The following is a 13,216-nucleotide window of genomic DNA, read 5'->3' on the forward strand; positions in this document are numbered from 1 at the left end:
TAAAATGCGAGGAAATTCGGGGTGCTCTGGATATCCTCGATCGGCGTTCCGACAACGCCACGGAGAGCCCCCTTCCCCCGATTCCGTCCACCGACTCTCGATCCCCGCGTCGCCGGAAAAGACTGGGTCGAAGCCTAGTCTCACCAGACACTTCGACCCAGCAACCCGCAATGTGAGCCGCGTCACTTCACGTCCCGCGCATTCCCCGCAACCCTGCGGATAACCAAACCACCGAAGCATCTTCGGGCATTCTCGCGCCCCCGCGTGGTTACCGGTTCGATTTCCTGACACGCATCTTCCCCTGTCCTTTCCAAGCCGAGGAGCCACCGTTGCCGAAAGGCCCCGACCCTACCCCTGGACCGACGCACTCCTCGCCCGGGACCGCTGTTTCCGGCCACACGGCGGAAAAAGACTCCGCGGCGGTGCGCGCCCACTGGCTCGCGATGCTCCAGGGCATCCGGCGGGAACCCCTGCTGGAGCCGGGCGGCGCGACGGCGCCGGTACCGGAGGCCGCGTTCGTGCCGGCCGGGCCGGCCGCGGCGCTGCGGCGCATCGCGGGCGACGACCCGGTCGGCCTGCACCTGCTGCTGCTCGCCGCCACACGGCTGTGCCTGACCGCCTTCGGAGCGGCCGGGGACCTGGCCGTGCTCTGTGCCTCACCGGCCGACCCGGACGCCGAACTCGCCCTGCGGACACCGCTCGGCCCGACGACGCCGATGACCGAGTTCCTCACCTCCGCCCACGCCGACCTGCTCGCCGCGACCCCGTTCGCCTGGCGGCACCGTGGCGCGCTGGCCGCGCAACTCGAGGCGGCGGGTGCGGCGGAGAGCGACGCCCTGTCCCAACTCGCCGTACGGTGGCAGGCGTCGGGGGAGTCCGCCGGGCCCGCGCGCGCCGGGGTCGAGGTGCGCGGGCGGCTCGAGGAGGACGGCACCCTGCGCGTGGAGGCCGTGTCCGCGCACGGGCGGATGCCGGTGGCCGCGGCCGGGCTGCCCCGGTGCGTCGCCGCCGCGCTGACCGACCTCGGTCGCGATCCGCGGCGCCCCGCCGGGCAGGTGGATGTGCTCGGCGCGGACCAGCGCGCCGAGCTGGAGCGCTGGAGCGGACTGCCGCTGCCGGCCGCCTTCCCCGCCCTGTCGCTCCTCGACCTGGTCGACGCGACGGCCGCGCGGAGCGGGGACCGGACCGCCGTCGTCGACGGCGCCACCCGTCTGACGTACGACGATCTGATGCGGCGGGCGGCGCTCCTGGCCGGTGAACTGCGCGCCGAGCACGGGGTCGGTCCCGGCGACCGGGTCGCCGTACTGCTGCCGCGCGGCGCGGGCCTGGTCGTGGCCGTGCTGGCCGTCCTGCGGGCGGGCGCCGCCTATGTGCCCGTCGACCCCGGCCATCCGGAACAGCGCATCAGCCATCTCCTGCGGCTGAGCGAGGCCAAGCTCCTGATCGGTGACCGGCCGCCCGCCGACTGCGCCCTGCCGGCCGTGCCCTCGGTCCGGGTCCTCGGTGACCTGCCGGACGTCGCGGCCGCCCCGCCACCCGCACCGCGGGTACGGCCCGGCGACGAGGCCGTGGTGTTCTTCACCTCGGGGTCCACCGGGCTGCCGCGCCCGGTGAGCATCCGGCACGACCAACTGCGCCACAAGGTGGTCACCTCCGCGGCGCAGCTCGGCATCGACGTCGGCGTCCGTACCGCCCTGCTGTCCGCGCTCACCTCGGACGCCACGGCGTACCAGATCTTCGTGACGCTCGGCGTCGGCGGCACCCTGATCGCCATGGGAGCACCCGACGAACTGGACCCGGTCACCTTCTGGGAGCGCGTCCGGGCCGAACGGGTCAGTCTTCTCAACTGCGTTCCGGGCCTGCTGTCGGCCATGCTGGAGGCCCTCCCGCCGACGGCCGGGCTGCCCCTGTCCCACCTGATCCTCGGCGGTGACGCCGTGCCGCGCGGACTGATGGCCCGCACCGCAGGCCGGCTGCGCATCGGCACGCTGGTCAACCTCTACGGCCCGTGCGAGGCGACCGTGGAGTGCGCGTCGTACGTGTGCCCCGGCGACCGGGCCGCCGAGCTGATGTCGGTGCCCATCGGCTCCCCCTCCCCGGGCTTCGGCGTGCTGCTGGTGACGGAGTGGGGCATGCCGGCGCCCGTCGGCGTCCCCGGGGAGATCTATGTCGCCGGCCCCGGTGTGGCGGCCGGCTATCTCGACGCGCCGGAGGCCACGGCGGAGCGCTTCGTCCCGTGCCCGGCCGGCGACGCCGGTCACAGCTTCCGCACGGGCGACCTCGCCCGCTGGAACGCCGACGGCACGCTGGACTTCCTGGGCCGGATCGACAGCCAGGTCCAGCTGCACGGCCAGCGGGTGGAGCCGGGCGAGGTGGAGCAGGCGCTGGTGCGGCTGGCCGGGGTGCGGGAGGCGGTGGTGCTGCCCCGGTCGGCCGGGGCAGACTCGGTGACGCTGGCCGCCTGGTACACGGCCGACACCGCGGTCGAACCGGCCGTCGTACGCTCCCGGCTGGCCGAGGGACTGCCCGCGCACATGGTGCCCCGCCTCCTCACCCAGTTGCCCGCACTCCCCCGCACACCGCACGGCAAGATCGACCGGACCGCGCTCGCGGCCTCGCCCGATCCCCGGGCCACGGAGGTCTGGGCGACGTACGACGACGCCTCCCGGACGGTCGCCGACGCCTGGGAGAGCGTGTTCGGGCAGCCGCCCCGCTCCGCCGACGAGGACTTCTTCGAGGCCGGCGGCCACAGTCTCACCGCCGCCCAGCTGGTCAGCGCCCTGTGCGCCGCGGAACCGGAGTGCGGGGTCGCCGTACGGCAGATCTTCACCGCGCGGACCCCCGGGGCGCTGGCCGAGGCCGTACGGAAGGGCCTGGACGAGGCACGGCCGGCCGCCACCGCGCAGGCCACCGCGCCCGCCGCCGCTCCTGTGCCGGCGGCGCCCGCGGAACCGCTGCCGGCCACGATCGAGGCGAGCAACGCGCAGCGGCGCATGTGGCTGCTGGAGGCGCTGGACGAGGGCGAGTGGCGTGCCCACAACATGGTGGAGGCGTACGAGCTGGACCGTCCCCTGTCCGGGGAGGCGCTGCGCGCCGGGCTGCGCGCGGTGGTGGCCCGGCACGAGTCGCTGCGCACCACCTTCGACCTGCCCTCGGACGGTTCGGGCGCGGAACTGCGGCAGGTCGTGCACGACGCCGGTGACCTGGACCCCGCTCCGCTGGTCCAGCCGGTCGCGCCCGAGTACTTCGAGGCCGCCCTCGCCCGGGCGCGGGACGAGGAGGCCAGGTGGCGCTTCGACCTGGCCACGGGCCCGCTGTTCCGGCTGAGGTACCTGAGCGCCGAGGGCCACCGGCCCGTGCTGCTGTTCAACGTCCACCACTGCGTGAACGACGGCTGGTCGTACACCGTGCTGCTGCGCGATCTGCTCACGGCGGCCGGCGCCGCCGAGGCGGGACGGGCCGTCGCGCTGCCCCCGCTGCCGGGCTACCGTGCGCACACGCGGGCGCTGGCGGACCGGCTGGCCGCGCGGAACGGGGCGGCGCACTCGGCGTACTGGCGGCGGACGCTCGGCGATCTCCCGCCGCTCCCCCCGCTGCCCGCCGACCACACGCCGGGCGCCGTCCGCGACAGCGCGGGCGGGCAGGCCCGGGTGCTGCTGGACGAGGAACTGACCGGCCGGCTGCGCGCGGTGGCCGTACGGGCCTCGGCCACGCCGTTCATGGTGTGCGTGGCGGCCGCCCGCGTGCTGCTGCACCGGCTGACGGGCCTCGCGGACCTGCCGCTCGGCACGGTGGTGGCCGGCCGTTCGGCGCCCGGACTGGCGGAGGAGGTCGGCCTGTTCGCCAACACGGTCGTCCTGCGCACCGCGCTGGACCCGGCGGACTCCTTCACCGCCCTGCTGGACCGGGTCCGCCGGACGGCCCTGGACGTCCAGGAGCACGAGGAGTACCCGTTCGACCGGATCGTGGAGGATCTCGCGCTGCCGCGGACGGCGGGCCGCAACCCGCTGTTCGACGTGCTGGTGGAGACGGTGATGTCGCCGGCCGTCACGGCCGGCGAGGGCACCGGCCGGCGGACGGCCCGGCATCTGGACGAGCCGCCGCAGGTCGGTGACTTCGACCTGTCGTTCGGTTTCCAGCTGCCGGAGCCGGGCACCGCCCGGCCCGCGGAGATCCGGGTCGGCCACCGCCTCGACCGGTTCACGGCGCACAGCGCCGCGCGCATCGGCGAGCAACTGCGGGAGGTCCTGTGGGCCGTCCTGGACGACCCCGGCGCGCCGCTGGCCGGACTGCCCGCCCCGGCGGCCGGTGCCACCGGTGGACCGGCGCGCACCACGACCGACCTCGCCCTGTCGGAGAACGCCGTACGGGCCCTGGCCCGCGTCAGTGGCGGGCGGGCGGCCGAGGAACTCGTGGTACTGACCTCCGCGGTGGCGCTGCTGACCGCCGGCTGCGACGGACCGGGCGAGCTTCAGGTGCAGCGGGCGGCGGCGCGTGTCCGCTGCCCGGTGGACGTGGCCGTCGCGACCACCCCCGCCGACCTGGTCGTGGCGGTGGACCGGGCGGTCCGCACGGCGGCCCCGGCCCACGGCCTGCCCATGGTGCTGGTCGCCTCGGAGGCCGTCGCCCCGCCGGCCGGCCGGGTGCCGCTGAGCGTGACCCTGCTCGCGGCGCCCCGGACCGGTCGGCGGCTGCTGCGGCTGGAGGCGGACCCGCAGGGGGCCGGGCAGCGCACGGCCCAAGCACTGCGCCAGGGCCTCGACCAGGCACTGAGTTGCTTCGCCCAGCCCCGGGAACCGTTCCCGGACGGCATCACCGCGCCTGCCGCATCCGTGCCGCACGGCGCCGACAACGGGGGAAATCCGTGAGTCCTGACCTGGCCGTCACCCATCTCATAGGAGCGTCGGCGGTGATCCTGCTGGCCGCCCACGCGGGCGGGTGGGTGTCCCGCAGATGCGGCCAGCCCACCATCGTGGGCCAGCTGATCGCCGGCATCGCCCTCGGCCCCAGCCTGCTGTCCCAACTCCCCGATTCCGTCGGGGACACGCTGTTTCCGCAGGCCATAGCGCCGATGCTGACCGGGCTGAGCCAGGTCTCGCTGGTGCTGTTCCTGTACGTCGTCGGGTACGAACTCGACCTGAGCCTGTTGCGCGGCAGGTCGCGGACCACACTGACGGTCGCCGCCGCGGCGTTCGCCGTACCGATGGCGGTGGGCGCGGGCGCCACGCTGCTGTTCCACGGCACGCTGGAGAAGCTGGGCGTCCCGCACCACATGTCGGCGAGTTCGGTCCTCTTCCTGGCCGTCGCGCTGTCGATCACGGCCGTACCGGTGCTGGTCGTCGTCGTGCGGGAGAACGGGCTGGCCGGGACGGTTCCCGGCGTCATCGCCGTGTCGGCCGCCGGCCTGATCGACATCGTCGGCTGGACGGTCCTGCTCGGCACCCTCATGCAGGGCAAGGGCGGCGGATCCGGGATGTCCCTGCCGGTACGCCTGCTCCTGCTCGTGGTCTTCGTCGCCGTCATGGTCTGGCCCGCGCGGCTGCTCCTGAAGCGGTTCCACCGTTTCCCCGGTGTCTCCGCGCAGCCCCGGCTGGCGCTGCTGATCGGGTTCGCTTTCACGGCCGCGTGGGCGACCAGCGCGCTCGGCCTGCACGTCATCTTCGGGGCGCTGCTCGCCGGGGTGGTCACACCGCGGGAGCCGGACGGCACCCTGGACCCGGAGCTGGTGCGCTCGCTGGACAGCGTGGGCTCGCTGCTGCTGCCGTTCTTCTTCGTGGTGTCGGGCCGCAGTGTCGCCGTCGGCGCGCTGGGCGGCACCGCGGTGGCCGTGCTGGCGGTGGTCACGGTGCTCGCCGTCGTCGCCAAGGTGGGTTCCGGGGCGCTGGCGGCGCGTGCCTGCCGGCTGGACAACCGTACGTCGCTGACGATCGGGGTGCTGCTCAGCACCCGTGGTCTCACGGAGCTGATCGCTCTCAACGCCGGTCTTGAGGCGGGGCTGTTGAGCGGGCCGCTCTACACCGTGTTCGTGCTGATGGCGATCGCGACCACGCTGCTGACGCAGCCGCTGCTGATGCTGTGCCGCCGTCTGCCGGCGGCGGACGCCGACCCGCGCTCCTCGGCCGGTCCGGTGTCGGCGGCGGCGCCCGGCGGCCACTGACGGATGCCCGCGGTACGGGTGCCACGGTCCGGGTCAGGGTCCGGATCGCCGGCACCCGTGTCCGTGAGCGGCGGGCGGCGTGCCCCCTGTGCACCGCATGAGAACAGCGGGTTCACCTCGGGGAGGTGAACCCGCTGCTCGGTGTCCGGCGGCCTACTGCTGGACGGGCGACGAGACCCGGTACAGCCGGCGCAGTTCCTCGTCGAGCTTCTTGACCTCGTCCAGCCGGGGCCGGCTCTTCGGTGTGAACAGGCCGTCCTTCTCCCAGCGGTCCGGGTCCAGGCTCAGTGCCGAGACGTTCAGCCAGCCGCGGGAGCGGACGGTGTCGAGGTGCTCGGGCAGCGTGTCCTCCAGGGCCAGGTAGAACAGGACGTGGGCCAGTTCCTCGATGCGGTCGATGCCGTCGCGGATGCTCACCAGCACCTGGCCGAAGGCCGGGGTCTCGTCGTCGTCGGCGGGCAGGTTCTGCACGAAGAGGCGGGCGAGGGTCGGCAGGTCGTCGAAGTAGTCGATGTAGTCGAACTCGAAGACACCCCGGTAGCTGCCCGACCAGGCCTTGAGCAGGTTCATGACGGCACCCTGGGTCGCCACCACGGGGGCGCCGAGCGCGCTGAGTGTCGTACTCGCGGACTCGTCCAGGTACGTCTTGCCGTAGAACTGCGGGTCGGAGAACGCCCACCCCACGTAGTAGTCCCAGATCGTCTTCAGGGACATGATCACCGGGTTGTCGTGGAAGGCGTACGAGCCCTGGATGTTCTGGGTGAGTCCCTCGGCCAGGGACAGGAACCACCGGTTGGCGTAGCGGACGAAGTCCGCCTGGAAGGACCCCGCCCGGTCCCGGCCGATCATCTCGGTGACGAATCCGTTGGCGTAGCCGATCAGGTTCGAGCCCACCGAGTAGTAGGGGTCCGCGAAGACCGCGGCGTCGCCGACGCACGCCCAGCGGTCCTGGGAGAAGACCTGGTGGGAGGAGTGGCTGTAGTTCTTCAGGACCCGGAAGTCGAGCACCGGCAGTTCGCGGATGGCCGGGTCGAAGCCGGGGACGCGGTCGACCACGAAGTCGATGGCCTTCTCGATCCGGTTGTACTTGGTGACCGGATGGAGTTCGTCGCTCACGACGATGCCGACGCTGGTGTGGTCCGGGGCCAGCGGGATGGCCCACACCCAGCCGCCCTCGAACATGAAGTGGTTGGTGGAATGCCACCGGGGTTCGTCCGCGCGGTCGTGCCAGGCCGTCTTGTCCGGCGCCACCAGCTCGTCGGTGTCCAGGCGTCCTTCGAGCCGGAACCAGACGGAGTTGTGCGGCTTGGGATACCGCTTGGTGAGCCCGAGCTTGCGCTGGAGGAGCCGGTGCCGGCCGGTGGCGTCAACGACCCAGCGGCAGGTGACGGTGGTCGTCTCCGGGTTGTCCTCGTCGTCGCTCTGGAACGTCACCCGGTGCGGTGCGTCCTGCTCGCCCAGCTCGATGTCCAGGACGCGTACGCCCTGGGTGAGTTCGGCCCCGGCGCCGGCCGCCACCACCCGCAGGTGCTCCTCCAGGGAGCCCCGGTTCAGCTGGTAGGACTTCGCCGGCAGGAACCGGTTGACGCCGAACTCGGACTCCAGGTGGAAGTCGGGGCGGTCGCCGTAGAAGTAGCGCAGCCCCAGCTTCTCCAGCTGGTGTTCCTCGAGGTAGTCCCGGATGCCGACGACCGCGGCGAAGTAGTGCGCGCCCACCTCGACCGTCGATTCGCCGACCTTGAACGCGGACAGCGGAATGGGGGAACGCTCGCGCTCGCACACCAGGACGCTGAGCGAGGGATAGGCGTCCTTGAGCTGCTTGGCGAGGCAGAGCCCGGCCAGGCCACCGCCCGCGATGACCACGTCGTGGTCGACGCCCGTGAACTCCGTGACCATGGAATCAGTACCGCCCTGTCCGCTCAAGGTTTACCCACCTCGCTGCTCTGCCGGTTCTCGATCATGAGAGCCAGGCTCCGAATGGTTCTGCCCGTGTAGGGATCCGAGTTGTCCAGCTGGACCCCGAGGCTCTCCTCCACGTCGGCGACCAGGTCCATCACGCTGAGGGAGTCGCCGCCGAGTTCGAAGAAGTCGTCGTCCAGGCCCACTCCGAGGGGTGCGAAGATCTTCCGCCAGATCCCGAGGAGTGCGGACTCGACCGGTGACGCCGGCTGGGGCGCCGGGCCCGCCGGGGAGGTCGCGTCGGAGTACAGCGCGGCGAGGGCCGCTTCGTCCACCTTGCCGTGCGCGGTGACGGGCACGGTGTCGATCGGGATGATCGCCGACGGGACCATGTAGTCCGGCAGGCTCTCCTGCGCCGCCGCCCGGAGCCGTTCGACGTCGCTCGCCGTGGGACCGACGACGAAGGCGACCAGACGGGGCGTCGCGGAGGTGACGTCGCGGCGCAGGAGGACGACATGGTCGACCGAGTCGTCCTTCGTGAGGGTCTCGGCCACGTCACCCAGGTCGACGCGCCGGCCCCGGATCTTCACCTGCTGGTCCCGGCGCTCCACGAACTGGAGATTGCCGTCCTCGTGCACCCGGACGATGTCACCGGTCCGGTAGACCCGCTTTCCGCCGAAATACGGCGACGAGGGCACGAAGAAGCTTCCCTCGGTCAGTTCCGGATTACCGAGATATCCCCGGGCCAGACGGGCCCCGGCAAGATACAGCTCGCCCGTGCCGCCTGGTTCCACCGGTTCGCCGTCCTCGCCCACCACGAAAGCCTCGGTGTGGTCGATGGGCTTCCCGATGAGCACGTGCGGATCCGAGGCGCCGAGGGAGTGGACCGTGGAGCACACGGAATTCTCGGAGGGGCCGTATTCATTGAGGAGTTTCACGTCGGGAAGTCTGGAGAAATGGTCACGGACCAGGCTGGAGGTGAACCATTCCCCGGCGATCGTGATACTTCGCAGCGCCTTGGTCGATTGTGCGTCCATGCCGGCGAGGAGACGGCTGTAGAGCGCCGGGGTGATGAGGAAGTGCGAGACCTCCCGCCGCTCCATCAGGCCGGTGAGGTAGCGCCGGTCCGTGATGCGGTCCCGGGCGGGCAGCAGGAGTCGCGCTCCGGAGGTGAGGGCACAGAAGGTGTCGGCCACGGAGCTGTCGAACGAGGGCCGCGGCATGGCGAGCGTCGTGTCGTCCGGGCCGAACCCGTAGTAGGAGTTGCGCCAGGTCAGCGTCTTGACGATGGCGTGGTGCTCGACCGCTGTCGCCTTGGGTGCCCCTGTGGTGCCCGAGGTGTGGATCACATAGGCGAGGTCCGTGGGCGTCGACAGCGGCTCCGGATCGGTGTCCGGGGTGTCGAGGGTGGCGCTCATCACGTCCGTCACGAAGAGCGCGCCGCTGAAGAACGCGGCACCGGCCGCGGCGGAGGACTCGACGAGCAGCGCCCGGGGCGCCGTGTTCTCGATGATGCGGTGCGTCACGGCCGGCGGGTTGTCCGGGTCCAGCGCGACATAGGCACCACCGGCCTTGAGTGCGGCGAGCATGCCGATGACCACGCTCGGCGGATGCCGTACGAGAATGGCCACCCGGTCGTCCGGGACGACTCCGGCGGTGTCGCGCAGGTAGTGCGCCAGCTTGTTGGCTCTGCGGTTCAGTTCGCCGTAGCTGATGCATTCGCCCTCGTACTCCAGAGCGATATTATCGGGAGCTCTTCGGACGCTTTCCTCGAAAAACTGGTGCAGGGTCCCCGGTTTGTCGGGTGCTATCGCCACATGTTCCCCCTGTGCGAATACCGTGAATCCTCGACCTCCGCAGCTTATCCGTCGTCAATCGAACACTCAAGGGGGACTTCTCTGCATTGCGTGCGGCCCGGGTGGATAAACCGGGCCATTCCCCGGACGACCGAACTAGGCATCGAGCGCGCGGGCGAGCGCGCCGATCGTCGCGGTCGGCGAGTTCTGCGGGAAGAAGTGCCCGCCCGGTACCGCCGCGAGCCGGAAGGGGCCGGCGCACAGCGCGCGCCAGGTGGCCGCCACGTCGGCCGTCACGTCGGGATCCTCGTCCCCGTACAGCGCGGTGACGGGTGTGGTCAGGTGTGGTCCGTCGAGCGGCGGGCGGAAGGAGGCGTGCGCGGTGAGGTCCGCGCGCAGCACGGGGAAGAACCGCTCCCGGAACGCGGGGCGGTCGAGCCCCGCGGGGTTCGCGCCGAGACGCTTCCAGAGCAGCTCGATCTCGTGGTCGTCCCCGGGGGCCCGGGGTGTCGCCGGTCCGGGTGCTCCGGCCGCCAGCACGACGAGGTGGGCCGGCGGGCGCCCCAGTTCGGTCAGCCGGAGCGTCAACGCGTAGGCCAGGCACGCACCGAAGCTGTGTCCGGCCAGGACCAGTGGCTGCGGGAGCGTCAGGACGTCCGGCAGGACGTCCGCGACGAGGTCGGGCACGGAGTCCAGCAGGGCCTCCCGCCCGCGCGCCTCCCGTCCGGGCGGGACATGGGCGTAGAGGTCGATCCGGTCGGGTAGTGCGCGCCGCCAGGAGGCGTAGGCCGTCGCCCCTCCCCCGGCGTGCGGGAAGCAGACGAGGCGGGCGCGGTGGGCCGGGTCTCCCGCCTCGCCCGGCGGACCGAAGCGGTGCAGGGACACGCCGCTGGGACCGGAATTGTTCTGCATGTGCACACCACCCAAGGGGATCCACGACGAGTACTGCGTGAGAGGCGTCCGGTTCGTGACGAGGCGCGTGCCGGCCGGCGGGTGCCGGGCACGGCGGCCTGCGGGTCACGGCCTCCGGGGTGGCGTCCGGCGGCGTCTGGTGCCAGCAGCCATGACCTCACGTACCCGTGGTGCGGCAGTGGGCGTCTGGTGTGCTGGCACGGCGCTCCCTTGAGAGGTGGACGGGGCTGGCGTGGTGCCCGGGTCCGCGGCCCGGCCTGTCCCGGCCCGGCCGATACGACGGTGACGTGGGGTCGTTGCGGTACGCGGCCCGGTCCCGGGGGATGTGTGCACTGGCGTGCGGTGGCGGCGTACCGCCTGGTGACGTGTGTGAGTGAGCCCCGCCTTGTGGCTTCCATGTCTATCACAGTCCACCGATCATGGACCTGACTATTTTGCGCCACGGTGGCGCGGGATCGCCGTCGGTGCGACAGACCTTGTGAGCGGCGCGTACGCGGCGTGCGCGCGGTGCGGGAGCGGAGCGGAAGGACGCGCGCGGGTGGGGGCGGACGGGGTGTGCGCGGCGCGCGGCGGGGCGAAAGGCAGCGCTTGGGCGGCGCCGGAGGGCGAGGCAAACGGGGCGTGGGGGGGCGCTAGAACGGGATGCAGGCAGCGCGTGGGTGGCACCGGAGTGGGGGGAAGGACCCGCGTCCGGTGCGCGTTCACGGCGGTACGGCGGCCGGGCAGTCCGCGGCGGCCCGGCCCCGTACCGGCCGGGCTCCCGGTTCTGTCGGGCACGGTTCCGGCGGGCGGACGGCAGCGGGCCCCGGCGGTGCGGCACCGCCGGGGCCCGCTGCGCGGGGGTGTGCGATCGGCGGCCGGTCAGTCGGCGCCCGACTCCATCGCGGCGCGGTCCAGCATCTCGTCACCGGCGGCGGCCTCGCCCCGGGAGGCGATGACCTCGGCGCCACCCTCCGGCATGCTGCCGATCAGGCCGGTCGCGGCCGCCTGGGCGGCGCCGATGGCGGGATGACCGGCGCCGATCAGGCCGAGTCCCGCGTACTGCTCCAGGCGCGCGCGGGAGTCGGCGATGTCGAGGTTGCGCATGGTGAGCTGGCCGATGCGGTCGGAGGGGCCGAACGCGGAGTCCTCGGTGCGCTCCATGGACAGCTTGTCCGGGTGGTAGCTGAACGCCGGGCCTGTGGTGTCGAGGAGCGAGTAGTCCTCGCCGCGCCGCAGCCGCAGGGTCACCTCGCCGGTGACGGCGGCGCCGACCCAGCGTTGCAGCGACTCACGCACCATCAGCGCCTGCGGGTCCAGCCAGCGGCCCTCGTAGAGCAGCCGGCCGAGGCGGCGGCCCTCGTTGTGGTACTGGGCGACGGTGTCCTCGTTGTGGATCGCGTTGACCAGGCGCTCGTAGGCGATGTGCAGCAGGGCCATGCCGGGCGCCTCGTAGATGCCGCGGCTCTTGGCCTCGATGATCCGGTTCTCGATCTGGTCCGACATGCCGAGGCCGTGGCGGCCTCCGATGGCGTTGACCTCCATGACCAGTTCGACCGGCGAGGCGAACTCCTTGCCGTTGACGGTCACCGGGCGGCCCTGGTCGAAGCCGATGGTCACGTCCTCGGGGGCGATCTCGACCTCGGGGTCCCAGTGCCGGACACCCATGATCGGCTCGACGGTCTCGATGCCGGTGTCCAGGTGCTCCAGGGTCTTCGCCTCGTGGGTGGCGCCCCAGATGTTGGCGTCGGTGGAGTACGCCTTCTCCGTGCTGTCGCGGTACGGCAACCCGTGCGCGAGCAGCCACTCGGACATCTCCTTGCGGCCGCCCAGCTCGGTCACGAAGCCGGAGTCCAGCCAGGGCTTGTAGATCCGCAGGTGCGGGTTGGCGAGCAGACCGTAGCGGTAGAACCGCTCGATGTCGTTGCCCTTGAAGGTGGAGCCGTCGCCCCAGATCTGCACGTCGTCCTCGAGCATGGCCCGCACCAGCAGGGTGCCGGTGACGGCGCGGCCGAGGGGCGTGGTGTTGAAGTAGACGCGCCCGCCCGAGCGGATGTGGAACGCGCCGCAGGCCAGAGCGGCCAGGCCCTCCTCGACGAGGGCCGCCCGACAGTCGACCAGGCGGGCCACCTCGGCGCCGTAGCTGGTCGCACGGCCGGGCACCGAGGCGATGTCGGGCTCGTCGTACTGGCCGATGTCGGCGGTGTAGGTGCACGGGATGGCGCCCTTGTCGCGCATCCATGCGACGGCGACCGACGTGTCGAGACCGCCGGAGAAGGCAATGCCGACGCGCTCGCCGACCGGAAGGGAAGTGAGGACCTTGGACATAGGAAGAGTATGCAAGATTCCACATCATCATGCAGACCCCTGGGGGGTGATACTCGGCGCACGTGTGCCGGTTATGCACGCATAGGAGGCGAACAGTCGCGCTCGGTGCCGGCCGGCAAGGCGTCGTCGGTCGCCATGACGCCCT

At 72.2% G+C, this 13,216-nt stretch carries 6 protein-coding genes; 2 read left to right on the plus strand and 4 right to left on the minus strand.

All coding sequences use genetic code 11. The annotated features are described in order from the left end of the window. The first annotated feature begins 422 nt into the window (after positions 1-422). Both AB0F03_RS15025 and AB0F03_RS15030 read left to right on the plus strand, forming a co-directional pair. Positions 423-4,868, plus strand: a complete 4,446-nt coding sequence (locus tag AB0F03_RS15025) for an amino acid adenylation domain-containing protein (protein ID WP_361990942.1) — start codon at positions 423-425, stop codon at positions 4,866-4,868. Beyond that, on the plus strand, positions 4,865-6,157 hold the full coding sequence (locus tag AB0F03_RS15030) for a cation:proton antiporter (RefSeq protein ID WP_361990945.1): 1,293 nt from the start codon (positions 4,865-4,867) through the stop codon (positions 6,155-6,157). Before AB0F03_RS15025 ends, AB0F03_RS15030 begins: the two co-directional genes overlap by 4 nt. A 153-nt stretch (positions 6,158-6,310) precedes the next feature. Here the strand turns inward: AB0F03_RS15030 and AB0F03_RS15035 are convergent, their stop codons facing one another. The 4 genes from AB0F03_RS15035 to argG form a co-directional block, all read right to left on the minus strand. Then, a complete protein-coding gene (locus AB0F03_RS15035; protein ID WP_361990948.1) occupies positions 6,311-8,080 on the minus strand; it encodes an NAD(P)/FAD-dependent oxidoreductase in 1,770 nt (589 codons plus the stop codon). Continuing rightward, positions 8,077-9,873 carry a non-ribosomal peptide synthetase gene (locus AB0F03_RS15040; RefSeq protein WP_361990951.1) on the minus strand — a complete coding sequence of 599 codons (1,797 nt, stop codon included), beginning with the start codon at positions 9,871-9,873 and terminating at the stop codon, positions 8,077-8,079. The genes AB0F03_RS15035 and AB0F03_RS15040 overlap by 4 nt, the downstream gene beginning before the upstream one ends. A 135-nt stretch (positions 9,874-10,008) precedes the next feature. Beyond that, on the minus strand, positions 10,009-10,764 hold the full coding sequence (locus AB0F03_RS15045; RefSeq protein ID WP_361990954.1) for an alpha/beta fold hydrolase: 756 nt from the start codon (positions 10,762-10,764) through the stop codon (positions 10,009-10,011). A gap of 861 nt (positions 10,765-11,625) precedes the next feature. Continuing rightward, on the minus strand, positions 11,626-13,071 hold the full coding sequence (gene argG / locus AB0F03_RS15050) for an argininosuccinate synthase (RefSeq protein WP_361990956.1): 1,446 nt from the start codon (positions 13,069-13,071) through the stop codon (positions 11,626-11,628). Positions 13,072-13,216 lie beyond the last annotated feature (145 nt).

It is taken from the genome of Streptomyces sp. NPDC028722 (assembly GCF_040637655.1).
GTDB lineage: Bacteria > Actinomycetota > Actinomycetes > Streptomycetales > Streptomycetaceae > Streptomyces.